This is a genomic window from Citrobacter sp. MGH103 (assembly GCF_001034475.2).
Classification (GTDB): Bacteria; Pseudomonadota; Gammaproteobacteria; order Enterobacterales; family Enterobacteriaceae; genus Citrobacter; species Citrobacter freundii.
In genome coordinates this window covers 1,256,196-1,275,568 of record NZ_CP073043.1, presented here as the reverse complement: position 1 = coordinate 1,275,568, position 19,373 = coordinate 1,256,196, and the positions used below count along the sequence as shown (strand labels likewise).

Sequence of the window (19,373 nt, the reverse complement as noted above, 5' to 3'; positions counted from 1 at the left end):
ATTCTTTAGGTTATATCAGCCAAATAAAACTTGCCATACGACCCGTGGTATTGTCGCGACGATAAGAGAAGAACGTCTCACTTTCACTAAAGGTGCAACGGTCGCCGCCGTGGATGTTCTCCACGCCGACATTTGCCAGCCGCTGACGGGCAAGCTGGTAGATATCCGCCAGATACTTGTCGCCGCGCGGTACAAATGCGAGGTCCGCTTGCGGATCTTTCGTCATGAATGCCTCGCGAACTTCTGCTCCCACTTCAAAGGCGTTTGGGCCTATCGCCGGTCCTAGCCAGGCAATAATGTTTTCAGGTTCGTCGGCAAAACACGCCACCGTCTCTTCCAGCACGCCAGCGCATAATCCTCGCCAACCCGCATGGGCCGCAGCCACTTCCGTCCCGGCGCGATTGCAAAACAGCACCGGCAGACAATCAGCGGTCATTACCGCACACACTGTGCCCGGCGTGTTGCTATACGACGCATCTGCGCGTTTGGAGGCGTAAAGCCCGCCTGTCAGTTTCAGGACATCCTTACCGTGGACCTGCTCCAGCCAGACCGGCTTTGACGGCAGATTGCCCGCAGCAAACAGTCGTTTGCGGTTCTCTTCAACATGCTCCGGGTTATCGCCGCAATGGGCGCCCAGATTCAGCGAATCGTAAGGCGGCATACTGACTCCGCCAATACGGGTAGAACTACACGCCGCGACACCTTGAGGTATCGGCCACTGCGGAACAATTAGCTTACTCATAGCCAGGCAATATCATCCTTATGTTCTTCGAAATCAGCGCGCATCACTTCAATCAATTGCACCATATCTTGTGGGATCGGCGCATGCCATTCCATTTCGATACCGGAAATCGGGTGATACAAACGCAGCATGGTCGCATGTAGCGCCTGGCGGTCGAACTTACGCAGTACGGAGATAAATTCGTCAGAAGCGCCTTTCGGTGGACGTGGACGACCGCCGTAGACCTGATCGCCCACCAGCGGATGAGTGATATGTGCCATGTGCACGCGGATCTGGTGCGTACGTCCGGTTTCCAGACGCAACCGCAGACGCGTGTGCACACGGAAGTGTTCCATAATGCGATAGTGCGTTACCGCCGGTTTCCCCATTGGGTGTACCGCCATGTGCGTACGCTTGGTCGGGTGACGGCTAATCGGTTCCTCAACGGTTCCGCCAGCAGTCATGTGACCAATTGCTACGGCTTCGTACTCACGGGTAATTTCGCGCAGCTGCAATGACTCAACCAGACGTGTTTGTGCCGGAACCGTTTTTGCCACCACCATTAATCCGGTCGTGTCTTTATCCAGACGGTGTACGATACCGGCACGAGGAACATCCGCGATTGGCGGGTAGTAATGCAGTAACGCATTCAATACCGTACCATCAGGATTCCCGGCGCCCGGATGCACTACAAGGTCACGGGGTTTGTTGATGACAAGAATATCATCATCTTCATAAACGATATCCAGTGGGATATCCTGAGGTTCAAAACGAACCTCTTCATCAATTTCTGCATTGATGGAGACACGCTCTCCACCCAACACTTTTTCTTTCGGTTTATCGCAAAGATTGCCATTTACCAGCACGCGCTGGTCGAGGATCCATTCTTTTATGCGCGATCGCGAATAATCAGGGAACAATTCGGCCAAAGCCTGATCTAAGCGTTGACCGAGCTGATTTTCGGAGACTGTTGCGGTGAGTTCTACTCGTTGTGCCATAAACTGCTTCTTCGTTTAACGTTGGGTTTTACGGCTTTGCCGTTTAATATAGTGTGCTATTGTAGCTGGTCTTAACCGGGAGCAGGAACAGAGAATCTCCCGTATTACATTTTGAGGAAAGTCAAAACGTCATGACGCGCATGAAATATCTGGTGGCAGCAGCCACGTTGAGCCTGTTTTTGGCGGGTTGCTCTGGTTCAAAGGAAGAGGTGCCCGATAATCCGCCAAATGAAATCTACGCGACTGCTCAGCAAAAGCTGCAGGACGGTAACTGGAAACAGGCAATAACGCAATTGGAAGCGTTGGATAACCGTTATCCATTTGGACCGTATTCTCAGCAGGTGCAATTAGATCTCATCTACGCCTACTACAAAAACGCCGATCTGCCACTTGCTCAGGCTGCTATCGATCGTTTTATCCGTCTTAACCCGACACACCCTAACATTGATTATGTCATGTATATGCGTGGCCTGACCAATATGGCGTTGGATGATAGCGCACTGCAAGGATTCTTTGGTGTTGATCGCAGCGATCGCGATCCGCAACACGCCCGAGCTGCGTTTAATGACTTTTCCAAACTGGTACGTGGCTATCCGAACAGCCAGTACACTACTGATGCCACCAAACGTCTGGTGTTCCTGAAAGATCGTCTGGCGAAGTATGAATATTCCGTTGCGGAATACTACACTGCCCGCGGTGCATGGGTTGCCGTGGTAAACCGTGTGGAAGGTATGCTACGCGACTACCCTGATACTCAGGCAACACGTGATGCTCTGCCATTAATGGAAAAAGCTTATCGCCAGATGCAGATGAATGCGCAGGCAGAAAAAGTAGCGAAAATCATTGCCGCTAACAGCAGTAATACCTGATTTGCCTCAGAATGCAAAACGGCAGCCCAAGGGCTGCCGTTTTTTTATCCGTTAACGCTACAACTGAAGCGGTTTAGCTCCGACGCATCCCATCAAATATGGCCTGCTTTCAGGTATTCCTCAAGTAAAAAATCGCCTGTTCCTGCGGTGCCTCACAAAAAGGTTTTCTTGACAAAAAGCGACAAAAAAATGTGATTTAGATCACGCATTTTGACATTGGGAACGGTATGCTGGAATCACCAAGACGGGAAAGACAAGAGGTAAAATTTATGACAATGAACATTACCAGTAAACAAATGGAAATTACTCCGGCAATTCGCCAGCATGTCGCAGACCGTCTCGCCAAACTAGAAAAATGGCAAACTCATCTGATTAATCCACATATCATTCTGTCTAAGGAGCCACAGGGTTTCATTGCTGATGCCACCATCAATACACCGAACGGACATCTGGTCGCCAGCGCAAAACACGAGGATATGTACACCGCAATTAACGATTTGATCAACAAGCTGGAACGGCAGCTCAATAAAGTGCAGCACAAAGGCGAAGCCCGTCGTGCAACAACTTCAGTCAAAGACGCCAACTTCGTCGAAGCAGAAGAAGAGTAGTCCCTTACATTGAGTGTATCGCCAACGCGCCTTCGGGCGCGTTTTTTGTTGACAGGGTGAAAACAGTACGGGTACTTTACTGACGTAGCCAAAGGAAAATTACATGAAACTTGTCCCGTTCTTCTTCGCATTCTTTTTTACCTTCCCCTGAATGGGAGGCGTTTCGTCGTGTGATAAAGAATGCGAAGACGAACAATAAGGCCTCCCACAACGGGGGGCCTTTTTTATTGATAACAAGAAAGGCAACACTATGACATCGGAAAACCCATTGCTGGCGCTGCGCGATAAGATCAGCACGCTGGATGAAAAATTACTGGCCCTGCTGGCTGAGCGACGTGGACTGGCCGTAGAAGTTGGTAAAGCCAAACTGCTTTCACATCGTCCGGTACGAGATATCGACCGTGAACGTGACCTGTTGGACCGTCTGATTCAGTTGGGCAAAGCACATCATCTCGATGCTCACTACATTACCCGCCTGTTCCAGCTCATAATCGAAGACTCCGTCCTGACTCAACAGGCTCTGCTCCAGCAGCACCTGAACAAAATTAACCCACACTCCGCGCGCGTGGCCTTCCTTGGGCCAAAAGGATCATATTCCCATCTGGCAGCACGTCAGTATGCCGCCCGCCATTTTGAACAATTTATTGAAAGCGGCTGCGCAAAATTTGCCGATATCTTTAATCAGGTCGAAACCGGACAAGCTGACTATGCGGTGGTTCCGATTGAAAACACCAGCTCCGGTGGGATTAACGACGTTTACGACCTGCTGCAGCACACCAGCCTGTCTATTGTTGGCGAGATGACCATTACGATAGACCACTGTGTACTGGTGTCCGGCACGACGGATCTTGAGACCATTGAAACGGTATACAGCCATCCACAGCCGTTCCAGCAGTGCAGCAAGTTCCTGAATCGCTACCCGCACTGGAAGATTGAGTACACTGAAAGCACCTCTGCGGCAATGGAAAAAGTTGCGCAGGCTAACTCGCCGCGCGTGGCGGCCCTGGGGAGCGAAGCCGGAGGCGTACTGTATGGTTTGCAGGTTCTCGAGCATATTGAGGCTAACCAGTCGCAAAACATCACCCGCTTCGTGGTGCTGGCACGTAAAGCAATCAATGTATCCGACCAGGTTCCGGCAAAAACCACGTTGCTGATGGCAACAGGACAACAGGCCGGTGCGCTGGTAGAAGCATTGCTGGTGCTGCGTAACCATAATCTGATTATGACTAAACTGGAGTCACGCCCGATTCACGGCAATCCGTGGGAAGAGATGTTTTATCTTGATATCCAGGCCAACCTGGAATCGCCCCAAATGCAAAAAGCATTGAAAGAGCTGGGTGAGATTACACGTTCGATGAAAGTACTGGGATGCTATCCGAGTGAGAACGTGGTGCCGGTCGATCCGAGCTAACGTTTGACAATGCCGGATGGCACTACGCTTATCCGGCCTACAATTCATGCGATTTTTGTAGGCCGGATAAGGCGAAGCCGCCATCCGGCATCTTAATTAAGGACGGCTGTCATTCGCCTGGCGTAACAAAGTACGGCTTTCACTCTGGAAGCGTTTCGCATAATCGCCAAACCAATGCTCCACCTTACGGAAACTGTCGATAAACGCTTGCTTATCGCCCTGTTCCAGTAAACCGATCGCCTCACCAAAACGTTGATAGTAGCGTTTGATCAGCGCAAGGTTGCTCTCAGACGACATAATAATATCGGCATAGAGCTGCGGATCCTGGGCAAACAGACGGCCAACCATCGCCAGTTCAAGACGGTAAATCGGCGAAGAGAGCGCCAGCAGTTGCTCCAGTTGAACATTCTCTTCCGCTAAATGCAGACCGTAAGCAAAGGTCGCAAAGTGACGCAATGCCTGAATAAACGCCATGTTCTGATCGTGTTCAACGGCGCTGATCCGATGTAGTCGTGCACCCCATACCTGAATCTGTTCCAGAAACCACTGATAGGCTTCCGGCTGACGTCCATCACACCAAACGACGACCTGCTTTGCCAGGCTGCCACTGTCCGGACCAAACATTGGGTGTAACCCCACCACCGGGCCATCATGTGCAGCCAGCATCGCCTGCAAAGGACCATTTTTCACTGAAGCCAGATCCACCAGGATGCAGTCAGACGGCAGACGCGGTAGTTTGGCGATCACCTGCTCGGTGATGTGGATCGGCACACTGACGATCACCATCCCAGCATCAGAGACGATCTCCGGCGCGCGATCCCAATCCTGCTGTTCCAGGATCCGCACCTGGTAACCTGACAGGGTGAGCATTTTTTCAAACAGACGCCCCATCTGACCGCCGCCACCGACGATCACTACCGGCCGCAGAGAAGGACAAAGCGTTTTAAACCCTTTGTCGTTCTCACTGGAATAGGACTCACGCATAACGCGGCGTAGCACATCTTCAATCAGGTCCGGCGGCACGCCAAGGGCTTCCGCTTCTGCCCGGCGAGAGGCAAGCATAGAGGCTTCCCGTTCCGGCACGTAAATCGGCAACCCAAAACGGCTTTTTACTTCACCAACTTCGGCAACCAGCTCCAGGCGGCGTGCCAGTAAATCCAGCAGCGCCTTGTCGACTTCATCAATTTGATCGCGTAATGCGGTCAATTCAGCAACCATAACCAACCTCTTATGCTACACGCGCCGACAGCTGACCGTTTAAATCTTGACTAATTTCACGCAGCAGCGCATCCGTCATTTCCCAGCTAATGCAGGCATCGGTTACGGACACGCCGTATTTCATTTCGCTGCGCGGCTGTTCAGAAGACTGGTTGCCTTCGTGAATATTACTTTCAATCATCAAACCAATGATCGAGCGATTGCCATCTTTGATTTGTGCAATTACGGATTCAGCCACGGCAGGCTGACGGCGGTAATCTTTATTGGAATTACCATGACTGCAATCTACCATCAGAGAAGGTCGTAGTCCCGCCTGCTCCATCTCTTTTTCGCACTGGGCGACATCTGCCGGGCTGTAGTTCGGCGCTTTACCCCCGCGCAGGATCACGTGGCCGTCCGGATTCCCCTGAGTTTGCAACAGCGCAACCTGCCCGGCCTGATTAATACCAACAAAGCGGTGCGACTGCGCAGCCGCACGCATGGCGTTAATGGCGGTCGCCAGGCTACCGTCAGTACCATTCTTAAAGCCAACCGGCATCGAAAGACCGGAAGCCATTTCGCGGTGTGTCTGCGATTCCGTGGTACGGGCTCCGATTGCGGACCAGCTAAACAGATCGCCCAGGTATTGCGGGCTATTTGGATCCAGCGCTTCAGTTGCCAGCGGCAGTCCCATATTTACCAGTTCAAGCAGCAGCTGACGCGCAATTTTCAGACCTGCTTCAACATCAAAAGAGCCATCCATATGAGGATCGTTAATTAACCCTTTCCAGCCGACGGTGGTACGGGGTTTTTCAAAATAGACGCGCATCACCAGGTAGAGGCTATCGCTGACCTCTGCGGCAAGGGCTTTAAATCGACGAGCATACTCAATAGCCATTTCAGGATCGTGAATGGAGCATGGGCCACATACGACCAGCAGGCGCGGATCGCGACCGGAGATAATATCTGAGATGGTTTTACGCGACTGGGCGATTTGCGCCTCTTGCTCCTGGCTCAGCGGAAATTCAGCTTTCAGCTGCTCCGGGGTCATCAGAACCTGTTCGTCGGTAATATGTACGTTGTTCAGCGCGTCTTTTTGCATGATGGTGATCCTGTTTAGCTCGTTTGCGATAGTTGATCCTCAGCGAGGAGGAAATAACGATACCATAACAGGTAAAGATTTCAATCCACAATCCGTAAATTTTAATTTACACAACGTTATTTTAAGGCAAAAACAGCTCTTATATGTGTACATTTAAATTTACACCACGAATTTTCAGATCCGCTATGCTTAAAAAAACAAGGGAGCACAGGCAATGAAGCAACTCATCAGCATCTTATTTCTATTCCTTCTTAGCGGATGTCAGATAGATCCCTATACCCATGCCCCCACCTGGACTGGTACTGACTGGTATGACGCCGGGATACAAGATGCCATTTCGGGCTATGCCGTTAAAGATAATGAAACTCTTGCCGACAACTTCAATGATCCCGAAGTCGATCGTACGAAATATCTTAAGGGTTACGCCGAAGGACAACGCAAAATCTGCCAGCAAGATTTTGTTTACGCCAGAGGTCTGACCGGGAAAACCTTTCCTGCAAGTTGTGATACGGTCGAAAATATTGACCAGTTACACGATGCCTGGAAAAAAGGAGCAAACGAAGGTACTGCCTCAATAAGATTAAACTAAACAATGGCTTAAATTTTACAGCCAACTAGGATTTAACTTAAATCGCCATCAGCTTTACCCCTGGAATAATGACGACTTAGGAAAATAATGTTATTTTGTCTTAAACAATCTTGAATGTATTTCGACGCTTTACGGCAAACGCTGGTAGGTAACTATTCATGAGCTATTCTTACCGACTCATACTTCTACTGGCACTGCTCCTGACCGGGTTACCGCTGTACGCCCAAAGCGTTACAGAAGAAGCAAAATCTGTACGTGCTATGGTTTCCGGCATCGTCAGTTATACACGCTGGCCTGCACTTTCCGGGCCACCCAAACTGTGTATTTTCTCTTCATCGCGTTTTTCCAGTGTTCTGGAAGATACCAGTACTGGGGCATTACCCTATCTTCCCGTCATCATTCGTACGGAACAAGAAATATTAGTTTCGCAATGTGACGGTTTTTATTTTGGAAAAGAATCACCTACTTATCAGGTGGAATTAAAGAATAAATATCCGACTAAGGCATTGCTATTAATTGCAGAACAAAATCCCGAATGCGTTATTGGCAGCGCCTTTTGCCTCATAATTAAAGATGAAGATGTGAGATTTTCCGTAAATATGGATTCCCTTTCACGCAGCGGCGTAAGGGTCAGTCCTGACGTATTGATGCTTGCACGGAATAATAAGCATGGATAAGGGCCATTTTCCTGTAACACGCCCAACGTTTAAACGGACATTACGGCGTATCAGCATAATCAGTGTCCTGGTGACGATGACGTTGATCTGGCTGCTGCTCAGCATTTCTTCCGTGCTGGCATTAAGACAGTATGCGCAAAAGAATCTGGATCTGACTGCCGCTACCATGACCCGTACGCTTGAAGCTGCACTCGTCTTTTCTGATGCCGTCGCGGCAACGGAAACTCTGGCGGCATTGGGTCAGCAAGGGCAATTTTCCGTTGCGGAAGTTCGTAATAAACACCAGAAGGTGATCGCCACCTGGCGCTATAACGCGCAAGACACCACGGAGAAGATCAGCGGACTGATCAGCCACTGGCTGTTCCCACAACCGGTCACTCAGCCTATTTTGCATAATGGCAACGTCATCGGCGAAGTACGATTGACTGCACGCGATAGCGTTATCAGCCGTTTCATCTATTTGTCGCTGGCCGTTCTTACCGGGTGCATTTTGTTGGCATCAGGCATAGCATTAATGCTCACCCGCTATTTACACAATGGCGTCGTGGAAGCCCTGCAAAATATAACCGAGGTGGTACATGATGTACGTACCAACCGTAACTTTTCGCGACGCGTTTCCGAGGAACGCATTGAGGAGTTTCATCTTTTTGCCCAGGACTTTAATAGTCTGCTGGACGAGATGGAGGAGTGGCAACTTCGGCTGCAGGCAAAGAACGCTCAACTTTTGCGTACCGCGCTACATGATCCTCTGACGGGCCTGGCAAATCGCGCCGCTTTTCGTAGCAGTATTAACACGCTGATGAATGACGATGCCGCCCACAGCAGCTCCGCTTTGTTATTCCTTGATGGTGATAATTTTAAATTTATCAATGATACCTGGGGCCACGCTGCGGGGGATCGGGTTCTGATTGAAGTCGCTAAAAGGCTGTCCGAATTTGGCGGTAATCGACATTCGCCATACAGACTTGGCGGCGACGAGTTCGCGATGGTGCTGTATAGCGTTCATTCTGAATATGAGGTTCAGCGGATCTGCGCGGCACTGTCACAAGAGTTTAACCGACCTTTTGACCTGCATAATGGTCATCTGGCAAGCATGACACTCAGCATTGGGTTTGCGCTGACGTGGGAACATGCCTCTGCCGAAAAATTACAAGAACTTGCCGATCAAAATATGTATCAGGCTAAACATTTGCGTTCTGAACGCATTATTAATAAATAAGGAATTACACACATGCTAAAACGTTTATTATCCCCGTTTCTTCTGCTTTTACTGATTCTGGCAGGCTGTCAGGCACCTCAGGGGAAATTTACCCCAGAGCAAATTGCAGCCATGAAATCATACGGATTTACTGAAGCATCAGGAGACTGGTCTCTGGGCCTGTCTGATAACATCCTGTTTGATAAAAACGACTACAAGCTCCGCCCCGAAAGCGAAAAGCAGATCCAGGAGATGGCTTCTAAACTGGCTGCTACCGGGCTTAACCATGCGCGCCTGGACGGTCATACTGATAACTACGGTGAAGACAGCTATAACGAAGCTCTGTCGCTCAAACGCGCGAATGTGGTTGCCGATGCCTGGGCGCAGGGCGCTAATATTCCCCGCACCAACCTGACGACTCAGGGACTCGGGAAGAAATATCCCATTGCCAGCAACCAGACATCAAAAGGTCGTGCTGAAAATCGTCGCGTGGCGGTAGTGATCACGACGCCATAATTATCCCCCAACTGGCTGCGCGCCGCGCAGTCATTCCATTGCCATAAAGAACAACAGAGCAAACGTCGGGATAAAAAAAGGGCCAGCCTTTCGGCCAGCCCTTTTCTAACAGGATGTCGCTTGCGCGAATCTTAGTTAAGACGCTCTTTGATACGAGCAGACTTACCAGTGCGCTCACGCAGGTAGTACAGTTTAGCTTTACGAACAGCACCACGACGTTTAACAGCAATGCTGTCAACTACCGGAGAGTGAGTCTGGAAGACACGCTCAACGCCTTCGCCGTTGGAAATTTTACGAACAGTGAATGCAGAGTGCAGACCGCGGTTACGAATAGCGATAACCACGCCCTCGAATGCCTGCAGACGTTTTTTGGAACCTTCAACAACCCATACTTTCACTTCCACGGTATCACCCGGACGGAAGGAAGGTACGTCCTGCTTCATCTGTTCTTGTTCAAGTTGCTTAATAATGTTGCTCATAATTTAATCTCTTATCCTGGGTAAACTGATATTGGGGGCTTACGCCTGCCCATCATGTTTATGTTGCTGTTGTGCGTGTTCCTTTTTGAACTCCGCCAGCAACCTTGCTTGCTCTTCAGTCAGAGCCAGGTTTTCCAGAAGTTCAGGTCTTCTAAGCCAGGTCCGGCCCAGCGACTGTTTCAAACGCCAGCGACGTATCTCAGCGTGGTTTCCTGACAGTAACACTGCCGGTACTTCCATCTGCTCTAACACTTCAGGTCGGGTATAGTGCGGGCAATCCAGCAATCCATCAGCAAACGAATCTTCGATTGCTGAAGCTTCATGACCCAAAACTCCCGGAATAAATCGGGAAACGGAGTCGATCAGCGTCATTGCCGGTAACTCACCACCGCTGAGTACGTAATCGCCGATTGACCATTCTTCATCAATTTCGGTTTGAATCACGCGCTCATCTATTCCTTCATAGCGACCACATACCAGAATCAGCTTTTGATTCGTGGCCAGTTCGCTAACGCCCGCTTGATCAAGCTTGCGTCCCTGAGGTGACAAATAAATCACCTTTGCGCCTTCACCAGCCGCAGCTTTTGCTGCATGAATGGCGTCCCGTAAAGGTTGCACCATCATTAACATCCCCGGTCCGCCGCCGTACGGACGATCGTCCACGGTACGGTGCCGGTCATGAGTAAAGTCACGAGGACTCCAACTCTGGATGTTCAGCAGGCCATTTTTTACTGCCCGGCCAGTTACCCCGTAATCGGTAATTGCGCGGAACATTTCTGGAAACAGGCTAACGATACCTATAAACACAAGCCAATCCCCATAACGCCGACTTTTACCGTTTATCCGGTGGTTTAAAAACCAGGATCCCAATCTACTTCGATAGTACGAGTAGCGAGATCGACTTTCTTGATAACCTGCCCATCGAGGAACGGCACAAGACGTTCCTTGATACCAAACGCATCTTTCAGGTTTGCCTTGATGACGATGACGTCATTCGAACCGGTTTCCATCATATCGACGACTTTACCGAGATCGTAGCCTTCAGTGGTCACTACCTGGCAGCCCATAAGGTCTTTCCAGTAGTAGGAACCATCTTCCAGCGCTGGCAACTGCGAGGAATCCACGACAATTTCGCAATTAGTCAGTAGATTCGCCGAATCACGATCGTCAACGCCTTTCAGCTTGATGATCAGATCCTGATTGTGGTGCTTCCAGCTTTCCAGCTGTACTTGCTGCCACTGACCCGCCTTCTGGATAAACCAGGGCTGATAGTCAAAAATGCTTTCGGCGTCTTCAGTGGAAGAAAACACTCTGAGCCAACCACGGATACCGTAAGAAGACCCCATTTTCCCCAAAACGATGGGTTCTACAGGAGCCTGTGCGGCGAGTTGCTTGCTCATCATGACCACCGTGACAGATTAAGCTGCTTTGTTTGCTGCTTTGATCAGCGTAGCTACGCGATCAGAAATAGTCGCGCCCTGGCCAACCCAGTGAGCGATGCGATCCAGATCCAGGCGAGTGCCTTCTTCTTTTTCGCTAGCGATTGGGTTAAAGAAGCCAACGCGCTCGATGAAGCGACCGTTGCGTGCATTACGGCTGTCGGTAACAACAACCTGGTAGAACGGACGCTTTTTAGCGCCGTGACGAGCTAAACGAATAGTAACCATAACATCCTCTTGTGTGAATAAAACACCCAGGCCCCATCGAGGAACGGAGCCCGGGTGTCATATTAAAAGCCCGAAAATTTTACTGATTTCTGGAAAAAAAGCAATCAACATGTGATGAAGCTTTATACCAGGGCGTTACCGTTGCAGCCAGTTTGGCGTCGGCGCGCGCGCAGAAAGCGGAGCGTACACGCAGTACGTGAGCATTTCGAGCACACTCCGGCGTCAAAATGGCAAATAAGGTAGCCCGATATATTTATCTACCGGGGAAGCCGGGCGGCATCATCCCCTTCATACCACGCATCATCTTCGCCATACCGCCCTTCTTCATTTTCTTCATCATGCGCTGCATGTCGTCGAACTGTTTCAGAAGGCGGTTTACGTCCTGTACCTGCATACCGCAACCGGCAGCGATACGGCGTTTACGGGAACCTTTGATAATTTCCGGCTTAGCGCGTTCTTTCATCGTCATCGAATTGATGATGGCTTCCATACGCACCAGAACTTTATCGTCCATCTGCGATTTCACATTGTCAGGGATCTGACCCATGCCCGGCAGCTTGCCCATCAGGCTTGCCATACCGCCCATGTTTTTCATCTGGTTGAGCTGTTCAAGGAAATCATTGAGATCGAAGCCATCGCCTTTTTTCAGCTTGCTGGCTAATTTTTCTGCCTGCGCGCGGTCAACCTTGCTTTCGATATCTTCGATCAGCGACAGCACGTCGCCCATGCCGAGAATACGCGAAGCAATCCTGTCCGGGTGGAACGGCTCCAGCGCTTCGGTTTTCTCGCCGACGCCGAGGAATTTAATTGGCTTACCGGTAATATGACGAATAGAAAGCGCCGCACCGCCACGGGCATCACCATCAACTTTTGTCAGTACTACGCCGGTTAACGGTAGCGCTTCGTTAAAGGCTTTTGCGGTATTCGCGGCATCCTGACCGGTCATGGCGTCGACCACAAACAGCGTTTCTACCGGTTTGATAGAAGCGTGGACCTGTTTGATTTCGTCCATCATCGCTTCGTCAACGTGCAGACGACCGGCGGTATCCACCAGCAGCACGTCATAGAATTTGAGTTTGGCTTCTTTCAGCGCGGCGTTAACGATATCGACCGGCTTCTGGCCAACATCCGACGGGAAGAAGTCCACGCCGACCTGCTCGGCCAGAGTTTCCAACTGTTTGATCGCCGCCGGGCGATAAACGTCCGCGGAGACCACCAGCACTTTTTTCTTGTGCTTCTCGCGCAGGAATTTACCCAGCTTACCGACGCTGGTCGTTTTACCCGCACCCTGCAGGCCCGCCATAAGCACCACGGCTGGCGGCTGTGCAGCCAGATTCAGGGTCTGGTTTTCTTCGCCCATTGCCGCAACCAGTTCGTTACGGACAATCTTGACGAATTCCTGACCCGGCGTCAGGCTTTTGTTAACTTCATGACCAACCGCTTTCTCTTTTACGCGATTGATAAACTCACGCACTACCGGCAGCGCTACGTCAGCCTCCAGCAGCGCCATGCGCACTTCGCGCAGCGTCTCTTTAACGTTGTCTTCAGTAAGGCGTCCACGGCCACTGATATTGCGCAGCGTGCGCGACAAACGATCGGTTAAATTATCAAACATTGTCTCTCGCCTGGGGTGGAAACGGTCGGTCGCGACAGCGACACATCAACAGAAATTTGTCGCAGTATAACATGAAGCCGCCTTTGTTGTTATGCAACGGTTGGAGCAGCGGTCACGTAACGCTATACTGCTTTTCTTTATCACTGGCCAACTGTCGACACCTATATGCCCGTTTTTGCTCTGCTCGCCCTTGTCGCCTACTCAGTCAGCCTCGCGCTGATTATTCCCGCTCTGCTGCAAAAAAACAGCGGCTGGCGGCGTATGGCTATTCTCTCTGCGGTTGTCGCGCTGGTAAGCCATGCTATCGCCCTGGAAGCGCGTATTCTGCCCGGCGGTGAAAGCGGACAAAACCTGAGTCTGTTGAACGTCGGCTCGCTGGTGAGCCTGATGATCTGTACGGTAATGACCATTGTCGCTTCCCGCAATCGAGGCTGGCTATTGCTGCCCATTGTCTACGCCTTTGCGCTGATAAACCTGGCCTTCGCCACGTTTATGCCTAACGAGTTCATCACCCATCTCGAAGCTACGCCGGGCATGATGATCCATATCGGGCTTTCGCTTTTCGCTTACGCCACGCTGATTATCGCCGCACTCTATGCGCTACAGCTTGCATGGATTGACTACCAACTGAAAAACAAAAAACTGGCTTTCAGCAATGAGATGCCGCCGTTGATGAGTATTGAGCGGAAAATGTTTCATATCACCCAAATTGGCGTGGTTCTGCTGACACTCACCCTGTGCACAGGCCTGTTTTACATGCATAACCTGTTCAGTACCGAGAACATTGATAAAGCCGTTCTCTCTATCGTGGCATGGTTTGTCTATATCGTTCTGTTGTGGGGGCATTACCATGAAGGTTGGCGCGGACGTCGCGTCGTATGGTTTAACGTCGCAGGCGCAGGCATTCTGACACTGGCCTATTTCGGCAGTCGTATCCTGCAGCAGTTCGTGAGTTAAATCTTTAAGGAATCCTACGTGGAACACATCTCCACCACCACGCTCATTGTCACGCTCCTCATCATGGTGGTCATTTCCGCCTATTTTTCCGGTTCTGAAACCGGAATGATGACACTGAATCGCTATCGTCTACGTCATCGGGCCAAGCAGGGAAATCGACAGGCAAAACGCGTTGAAAAGTTACTTCGCAAGCCGGATCGCCTGATAAGCCTGGTGCTCATCGGCAATAATCTGGTGAATATTCTGGCCTCCGCGCTCGGTACTATTGTCGGTATGCGCCTGTATGGCGATGCGGGCGTCGCCATTGCCACTGGGGTACTGACGTTTGTGGTACTGGTTTTTGCCGAAGTACTGCCAAAGACGATTGCCGCACTATATCCTGAAAAAGTCGCCTATCCGAGCAGTGTCCTGCTGGCTCCCCTGCAAATTCTGATGATGCCGTTGGTATGGCTACTCAACACCATCACGCGGCTGCTGATGCGCATGATGGGCATCAAAACGGATATCGTAGTGAGCGGTTCGCTGAGTAAAGATGAACTGCGAACGCTGGTGAATGAATCGCGCTCGCAAATCTCACGCCGTAACCAGGATATGCTGCTGTCAGTGCTGGATCTGGAAAAAGTCAGCGTCGATGACATCATGATCCCGCGTAATGAAATTATCGGCATTGATATCAACGATGACTGGAAATCAATCGTGCGTCAGCTTTCGCACTCTCCGCACGGTCGTATTGTGCTGTATCGTGACTCGCTGGACGACGCTATCAGTATGCTACGCGTACGTGAAGCCTGGCGATTGATGGCCGAGAAAAAAGAGTTCACCAAAGAGACCATGTTACGCGCCGCCGACGAAATTTATTACGTTCCGGAAGGCACGCCACTCAGCACCCAGCTCATTAAATTTCAGCGTAATAAGAAGAAAGTGGGCCTGGTCGTCAATGAATATGGTGATATTCAGGGACTGGTTACGGTCGAGGATATCCTGGAAGAGATTGTTGGTGACTTCACGACCTCAATGTCACCGACGCTTGCCGAAGAAGTCACGCCGCAGAATGACGGTTCGGTTATCATTGACGGTAGCGCCAACGTTCGTGAAATCAATAAGGCGTTTAACTGGCACCTGCCGGAAGATGATGCACGTACCGTGAACGGTATTATTCTTGAAGCGCTGGAAGAGATCCCGGTTGCCGGAACACGTGTGCGTATTGGGCAGTACGATATCGATATTCTCGACGTGCAGGACAATATGATTAAACAGGTGCAGGTGTTGCCCGTCAAACCGCTGCGGGAAAGCGTATCGGACCACTGAGAGTAATCCAGACCGGGTAGCGCATCAGCATTACCCGGTCTGAGGCTGATTAGCCTTTGGCTTTCGCCACAGAGACCATCGCCGCACGGATGGTACGTCCGTTCAGGGTATAGCCTTTCTGCATAACCATCAGCACATTACCGGCAGCAACGTCGTCAGACTCTACCATGGCAATCGCCTGATGCACGTTCGGGTCCATCGGCACGTCGATATCCGCAACCACTTGTACGCCAAACTTCGCCACAACATCCAGCATTGACTTACGGGTCAGCTCAATACCTTCAACCATCGCCGCCATAGCGTCATTGTCTTTGTCCGCAACTTCCAGCGCACGGTCCAGGCTATCCAGCACCGGCAGCAGCTCGTTGACGAATTTTTCCAGTGCAAACTTATGCGCTTTTTCTACGTCCAGTTCGGTACGACGACGCAGGTTTTCCATTTCCGCTTTGATACGCAACACGCTGTCGCGCTCGCGAGTTTCGGCTTCAGCAAGCTGAGCTTCCAGATTCGCAATTTTTTCATCGCGCGGATCCACCTGTTCAGCAGAAGCGTCTGATTCAACCGCCTCAACTTCTTCGTGCTGATCCATGATAATTTCTTCCGGGGCTTGCCCCTCAGGCGTTTTCTGTTCTTTACTACTCATGAATTTCTCCGCGTTTTTTTCGCATTCATCTCGCTAACCTGGATTATTATGGGGATAAGATTCAGGGTTTCAAGGGAAGTACTCACATTGTCACTAATCTTCGTTACAAGGACCTCGAGAAAATGAACAAACATTTCAAGTGTATTGGCATTGTGGGGCATCCACGTCACCCCACTGCACTGACCACACATGAAATGCTCTACCGTTGGCTGTGCGCCAAAGGTTATGAGGTTATCGTTGAGCAACAAATCGCCCACGAGCTGCAGCTGAAAAATGTGAAAACCGGTACGCTCGCAGAGATTGGCCAGCAGGCAGACCTCGCCGTGGTTGTCGGTGGCGACGGCAATATGCTGGGCGCCGCACGCACCCTGGCACGTTATGACATCAAGGTTATTGGCATTAACCGCGGCAACCTCGGTTTCCTGACCGACCTTGACCCAGACAATGCGCAACAACAGTTAGCTGACGTGCTGGAAGGCCACTACATCAGCGAAAAGCGCTTTTTACTCGAAGCCCAGGTATGCCAACTGGACTGCCAGAAGCGTATTAGCACTGCGATCAATGAAGTCGTGTTGCACCCCGGAAAAGTGGCGCACATGATTGAATTTGAAGTCTATATCGATGAAATTTTTGCCTTCTCCCAGCGTTCGGACGGCTTGATTATTTCCACTCCGACCGGCTCTACCGCCTACTCACTCTCTGCCGGAGGCCCGATACTGACGCCTTCGCTGGATGCCATTACGCTAGTCCCGATGTTCCCGCATACGCTCTCCGCACGACCGCTGGTGATCAACAGTAGCAGCACCATTCGCCTGCGCTTCTCTCATCGCCGTAACGATCTGGAAATCAGCTGTGACAGCCAGATCGCCCTGCCTATACAGGAAGGTGAAGACGTATTAATTCGTCGCTGTGATTATCATCTGAACCTGATACACCCAAAAGATTACAGCTATTTCAACACATTAAGCACTAAGCTAGGCTGGTCAAAAAAATTATTCTAATTTAACGCCAACCTCTTTACTGTATAAAAAACCAGTTTATACTGTATGTAATTACAGTTATGGTTTTTCATACAGGAAAACAGCTATGTTGGCACAACTGACCATCAGCAATTTTGCTATCGTTCGTGAACTTGAGATCGATTTCCAGAACGGAATGACCGTTATTACCGGTGAAACCGGTGCGGGTAAGTCCATTGCCATTGATGCTCTCGGTTTGTGCCTGGGCGGACGCGCAGACGCCGACATGGTACGTGCAGGCGCCACGCGAGCCGACCTCTGCGCCCGCTTCGCCTTAAAAGACACCCCCGCGGCCCTGCGCTGGCTGGAAGAAAACCAGCTTGAGGAAGGCCGTGAGTGTTTGCTACGTCGCGTTATCAGCAGCGACGGACGTTCACGTGGCTTCATTAACGGCACTGCCGTACCGCTGTCACAGCTGCGCGAGTTGGGCCAGTTGCTTATTCAAATCCACGGTCAGCATGCGCATCAGCTCCTGACAAAATCAGAACACCAAAAATCCCTGCTTGATGGCTACGCCAATGAAGCGTCCCTGACTCAGGAAATGGCTGTGCGCTACCAACTGTGGCACCAAAGCTGCCGTGACCTGGCACATCATCAACAACAGAGTCAGGAACGCGCAGCCCGGGCAGAGCTATTGCAATACCAGTTAAAAGAACTGAACGAATTCAACCCGCAGCCAGGTGAATTTGAGCAAATTGATGAAGAGTACAAGCGTCTGGCTAACAGCGGGCAATTGCTCACCACCAGCCAACAGGCACTGGCTATCATGGCAGACGGCGAAGACGTTAATCTGCAAAGCCAGCTGTACACGGCAAAACAGTTGGTTAGTGAACTGGCAGGGATGGACGGTAAGCTCTCCGGTATTCTGGACATGCTGGAAGAGGCCACTATCCAGCTCAGCGAAGCCAGCGACGAGCTGCGCCACTATTGCGATCGTCTGGATTTAGACCCTAACCGTTTGTTCGAACTTGAGCAGCGTATTTCCAAACAAATCTCATTGGCGCGAAAGCATCATGTTGCCCCTGAAGCGCTGCCACAGTTCTATCAGTCATTGCTGGATGAACAACAGCAGTTAGACGATCAGGCCGACTCTCTCGAAACCTTAACCCTGGCGGTGAACAATCACCACCAGCAGGCACTGGAAACGGCAAAAATGCTGCACCAACAGCGCCAGCATTATGCTCAGGAACTGGGACAACTTATTACAGAGAGCATGCATACTCTCTCAATGCCGCACGGTGTCTTTTGCATTGATGTGAAATTTGAGGAACATCATTTGAGCTCAGACGGTGCTGATCGCGTAGAGTTTAAAGTGACCACTAACCCAGGCCAGCCGTTGCAGCCGATTGCGAAAGTCGCTTCCGGTGGGGAACTGTCGCGCATTGCGCTGGCTATTCAGGTTATTACCGCACGTAAAATGGAAACACCGGCGCTGATTTTCGATGAAGTAGATGTCGGCATCAGCGGCCCGACCGCTGCAGTGGTGGGAAAAATGCTGCGTCAGTTGGGCGAGTCAACCCAGGTAATGTGTGTGACTCACCTGCCGCAGGTTGCTGGCTGTGGTCATCAACATTTCTATGTCAGCAAAGAAACTGACGGCGCGATGACCGAAACACACATGCAACCACTTGATAAACGCGCTCGTCTGCAGGAATTAGCCCGCTTACTCGGAGGTAGCGAAGTAACGCGCAATACCCTCGCAAATGCAAAAGAACTGCTGGCGGCATAAACTTTTTTACCTTGTTAAGGTCTGAGTTCAACATAAAATCGCCGACCGACCCGACAGCAAAAGGTTTTAA

At 50.8% G+C, this 19,373-nt stretch carries 22 protein-coding genes and 1 other annotated feature; of the genes, 12 read left to right on the top strand and 10 right to left on the bottom strand.

Annotated features, from left to right (window positions below; translation table 11 throughout):
- Positions 1 to 10: 10 nt before the first annotated feature.
- Complete coding sequence (yfiH, locus tag SK33_RS06080; protein ID WP_003031247.1) at positions 11 to 742, bottom strand: purine nucleoside phosphorylase YfiH; 732 nt, start codon at positions 740 to 742, stop codon at positions 11 to 13.
- Complete coding sequence (gene rluD, locus SK33_RS06075) at positions 739 to 1,719, bottom strand: 23S rRNA pseudouridine(1911/1915/1917) synthase RluD (RefSeq protein WP_003031246.1); 981 nt, start codon at positions 1,717 to 1,719, stop codon at positions 739 to 741. Before rluD ends, yfiH begins: the two co-directional genes overlap by 4 nt.
- Before the next feature lie 131 nt (positions 1,720 to 1,850).
- Here rluD and bamD point away from each other — a divergent pair, with 131 nt between their 5' ends.
- The 4 genes from bamD (at position 1,851) to pheA (ending at position 4,607) form a co-directional block, all read left to right on the top strand.
- Positions 1,851 to 2,588, top strand: coding sequence for an outer membrane protein assembly factor BamD (gene bamD / locus SK33_RS06070; protein ID WP_003031245.1), 738 nt, complete (start codon positions 1,851 to 1,853; stop codon positions 2,586 to 2,588).
- Positions 2,589 to 2,857: 269 nt separating this feature from the next.
- A complete protein-coding gene (gene raiA / locus SK33_RS06065) occupies positions 2,858 to 3,196 on the top strand; it encodes a ribosome-associated translation inhibitor RaiA (protein ID WP_003031244.1) in 339 nt (112 codons plus the stop codon).
- 102 nt (positions 3,197 to 3,298) lie between these two features.
- Positions 3,299 to 3,424 (top strand) — a sequence feature (Phe leader region).
- Positions 3,300 to 3,347 (top strand): pheA operon leader peptide PheL, encoded by a 48-nt coding sequence (gene pheL, locus SK33_RS06060; RefSeq protein ID WP_100250063.1) that lies wholly within the window; start codon positions 3,300 to 3,302, stop codon positions 3,345 to 3,347. It overlaps the preceding feature by 48 nt.
- 22 nt (positions 3,425 to 3,446) lie before the next feature.
- On the top strand, positions 3,447 to 4,607 hold the full coding sequence (gene pheA / locus SK33_RS06055) for a bifunctional chorismate mutase/prephenate dehydratase (protein WP_003826458.1): 1,161 nt from the start codon (positions 3,447 to 3,449) through the stop codon (positions 4,605 to 4,607).
- A gap of 96 nt (positions 4,608 to 4,703) precedes the next feature.
- Here pheA and tyrA read toward each other — a convergent pair whose 3' ends face one another.
- Together tyrA and aroF are read right to left on the bottom strand one after the other, a co-directional pair.
- Complete coding sequence (gene tyrA / locus SK33_RS06050) at positions 4,704 to 5,825, bottom strand: bifunctional chorismate mutase/prephenate dehydrogenase (protein WP_003031242.1); 1,122 nt, start codon at positions 5,823 to 5,825, stop codon at positions 4,704 to 4,706.
- Between the two features lie 10 nt (positions 5,826 to 5,835).
- The gene (aroF, locus tag SK33_RS06045) at positions 5,836 to 6,906 is read right to left on the bottom strand and encodes a 3-deoxy-7-phosphoheptulonate synthase AroF (RefSeq protein ID WP_003031241.1); all 1,071 of its coding nucleotides are present in this window, start codon (positions 6,904 to 6,906) and stop codon (positions 5,836 to 5,838) included.
- 214 nt (positions 6,907 to 7,120) lie between these two features.
- On the opposite strand from aroF, the gene SK33_RS06040 reads away from it, so the two are divergent.
- From SK33_RS06040 to SK33_RS06025, 4 genes are all read left to right on the top strand, one after another.
- On the top strand, positions 7,121 to 7,495 hold the full coding sequence (locus tag SK33_RS06040) for a DUF2799 domain-containing protein (protein WP_048218423.1): 375 nt from the start codon (positions 7,121 to 7,123) through the stop codon (positions 7,493 to 7,495).
- Positions 7,496 to 7,653: 158 nt separating this feature from the next.
- Positions 7,654 to 8,172: a YfiR family protein gene (locus SK33_RS06035; RefSeq protein WP_003839843.1), complete on the top strand. Its 519-nt coding sequence runs from the start codon at positions 7,654 to 7,656 to the stop codon at positions 8,170 to 8,172.
- Positions 8,165 to 9,391, top strand: coding sequence for a diguanylate cyclase DgcN (dgcN, locus tag SK33_RS06030; RefSeq protein WP_048218424.1), 1,227 nt, complete (start codon positions 8,165 to 8,167; stop codon positions 9,389 to 9,391). The genes SK33_RS06035 and dgcN overlap by 8 nt, the downstream gene beginning before the upstream one ends.
- Before the next feature lie 12 nt (positions 9,392 to 9,403).
- Positions 9,404 to 9,886 carry an OmpA family protein gene (locus SK33_RS06025; RefSeq protein WP_044713232.1) on the top strand — a complete coding sequence of 161 codons (483 nt, stop codon included), beginning with the start codon at positions 9,404 to 9,406 and terminating at the stop codon, positions 9,884 to 9,886.
- Between the two features lie 131 nt (positions 9,887 to 10,017).
- On the opposite strand, the gene rplS is transcribed toward SK33_RS06025, so the two are convergent.
- The 5 genes from rplS to ffh all read right to left on the bottom strand — a co-directional run bounded on the left by rplS (position 10,018) and on the right by ffh (position 13,647).
- Positions 10,018 to 10,365 carry a 50S ribosomal protein L19 gene (rplS, locus tag SK33_RS06020; RefSeq protein WP_002914145.1) on the bottom strand — a complete coding sequence of 116 codons (348 nt, stop codon included), beginning with the start codon at positions 10,363 to 10,365 and terminating at the stop codon, positions 10,018 to 10,020.
- A gap of 39 nt (positions 10,366 to 10,404) precedes the next feature.
- Complete coding sequence (trmD, locus tag SK33_RS06015) at positions 10,405 to 11,172, bottom strand: tRNA (guanosine(37)-N1)-methyltransferase TrmD (RefSeq protein WP_003031232.1); 768 nt, start codon at positions 11,170 to 11,172, stop codon at positions 10,405 to 10,407.
- A 44-nt stretch (positions 11,173 to 11,216) separates the two neighbouring features.
- Entirely contained in the window at positions 11,217 to 11,765 is a 549-nt protein-coding gene (rimM, locus tag SK33_RS06010; RefSeq protein WP_003031230.1) for a ribosome maturation factor RimM, read from the bottom strand.
- 18 nt (positions 11,766 to 11,783) lie between these two features.
- Positions 11,784 to 12,032, bottom strand: a complete 249-nt coding sequence (gene rpsP / locus SK33_RS06005; protein ID WP_003031228.1) for a 30S ribosomal protein S16 — start codon at positions 12,030 to 12,032, stop codon at positions 11,784 to 11,786.
- A gap of 253 nt (positions 12,033 to 12,285) precedes the next feature.
- Positions 12,286 to 13,647, bottom strand: coding sequence for a signal recognition particle protein (gene ffh, locus SK33_RS06000; RefSeq protein ID WP_003031226.1), 1,362 nt, complete (start codon positions 13,645 to 13,647; stop codon positions 12,286 to 12,288).
- 165 nt (positions 13,648 to 13,812) lie between these two features.
- Between ffh and SK33_RS05995 the strand changes: the two genes are divergently transcribed.
- Positions 13,813 to 14,604 (top strand): cytochrome C assembly family protein, encoded by a 792-nt coding sequence (locus SK33_RS05995; RefSeq protein WP_003031224.1) that lies wholly within the window; start codon positions 13,813 to 13,815, stop codon positions 14,602 to 14,604.
- A gap of 18 nt (positions 14,605 to 14,622) precedes the next feature.
- Positions 14,623 to 15,912: an HlyC/CorC family transporter gene (locus SK33_RS05990; RefSeq protein WP_048218425.1), complete on the top strand. Its 1,290-nt coding sequence runs from the start codon at positions 14,623 to 14,625 to the stop codon at positions 15,910 to 15,912.
- 49 nt (positions 15,913 to 15,961) lie between these two features.
- On the opposite strand, the gene grpE is transcribed toward SK33_RS05990, so the two are convergent.
- On the bottom strand, positions 15,962 to 16,555 hold the full coding sequence (gene grpE, locus SK33_RS05985; protein WP_003031221.1) for a nucleotide exchange factor GrpE: 594 nt from the start codon (positions 16,553 to 16,555) through the stop codon (positions 15,962 to 15,964).
- Positions 16,556 to 16,677: 122 nt separating this feature from the next.
- On the opposite strand from grpE, the gene nadK reads away from it, so the two are divergent.
- On the top strand, positions 16,678 to 17,556 hold the full coding sequence (nadK, locus tag SK33_RS05980; RefSeq protein ID WP_003031220.1) for an NAD(+) kinase: 879 nt from the start codon (positions 16,678 to 16,680) through the stop codon (positions 17,554 to 17,556).
- An 85-nt stretch (positions 17,557 to 17,641) separates the two neighbouring features.
- Positions 17,642 to 19,303, top strand: a complete 1,662-nt coding sequence (gene recN, locus SK33_RS05975) for a DNA repair protein RecN (protein WP_003845854.1) — start codon at positions 17,642 to 17,644, stop codon at positions 19,301 to 19,303.
- Positions 19,304 to 19,373: the final 70 nt, after the last annotated feature.

What these genes read in the sequence shown, in the direction of transcription:
- recN (WP_003845854.1), top strand. Translation starts at nt 17,642, where the DNA reads ATGTTGGCACAACTGACCATCAGCAATTTTGCTATCGTTCGTGAACTT.
- ffh (WP_003031226.1), bottom strand. Translation starts at nt 13,647, where the DNA reads ATGTTTGATAATTTAACCGATCGTTTGTCGCGCACGCTGCGCAATATC.
- SK33_RS06035 (WP_003839843.1), top strand. Translation starts at nt 7,654, where the DNA reads ATGAGCTATTCTTACCGACTCATACTTCTACTGGCACTGCTCCTGACC.
- yfiH (WP_003031247.1), bottom strand. Translation starts at nt 742, where the DNA reads ATGAGTAAGCTAATTGTTCCGCAGTGGCCGATACCTCAAGGTGTCGCG.
- pheA (WP_003826458.1), top strand. Translation starts at nt 3,447, where the DNA reads ATGACATCGGAAAACCCATTGCTGGCGCTGCGCGATAAGATCAGCACG.
- grpE (WP_003031221.1), bottom strand. Translation starts at nt 16,555, where the DNA reads ATGAGTAGTAAAGAACAGAAAACGCCTGAGGGGCAAGCCCCGGAAGAA.
- raiA (WP_003031244.1), top strand. Translation starts at nt 2,858, where the DNA reads ATGACAATGAACATTACCAGTAAACAAATGGAAATTACTCCGGCAATT.
- SK33_RS05995 (WP_003031224.1), top strand. Translation starts at nt 13,813, where the DNA reads ATGCCCGTTTTTGCTCTGCTCGCCCTTGTCGCCTACTCAGTCAGCCTC.
- nadK (WP_003031220.1), top strand. Translation starts at nt 16,678, where the DNA reads ATGAACAAACATTTCAAGTGTATTGGCATTGTGGGGCATCCACGTCAC.
- tyrA (WP_003031242.1), bottom strand. Translation starts at nt 5,825, where the DNA reads ATGGTTGCTGAATTGACCGCATTACGCGATCAAATTGATGAAGTCGAC.
- rimM (WP_003031230.1), bottom strand. Translation starts at nt 11,765, where the DNA reads ATGAGCAAGCAACTCGCCGCACAGGCTCCTGTAGAACCCATCGTTTTG.
- bamD (WP_003031245.1), top strand. Translation starts at nt 1,851, where the DNA reads ATGACGCGCATGAAATATCTGGTGGCAGCAGCCACGTTGAGCCTGTTT.
- aroF (WP_003031241.1), bottom strand. Translation starts at nt 6,906, where the DNA reads ATGCAAAAAGACGCGCTGAACAACGTACATATTACCGACGAACAGGTT.
- SK33_RS06040 (WP_048218423.1), top strand. Translation starts at nt 7,121, where the DNA reads ATGAAGCAACTCATCAGCATCTTATTTCTATTCCTTCTTAGCGGATGT.
- SK33_RS06025 (WP_044713232.1), top strand. Translation starts at nt 9,404, where the DNA reads ATGCTAAAACGTTTATTATCCCCGTTTCTTCTGCTTTTACTGATTCTG.
- rpsP (WP_003031228.1), bottom strand. Translation starts at nt 12,032, where the DNA reads ATGGTTACTATTCGTTTAGCTCGTCACGGCGCTAAAAAGCGTCCGTTC.
- rplS (WP_002914145.1), bottom strand. Translation starts at nt 10,365, where the DNA reads ATGAGCAACATTATTAAGCAACTTGAACAAGAACAGATGAAGCAGGAC.
- dgcN (WP_048218424.1), top strand. Translation starts at nt 8,165, where the DNA reads ATGGATAAGGGCCATTTTCCTGTAACACGCCCAACGTTTAAACGGACA.
- rluD (WP_003031246.1), bottom strand. Translation starts at nt 1,719, where the DNA reads ATGGCACAACGAGTAGAACTCACCGCAACAGTCTCCGAAAATCAGCTC.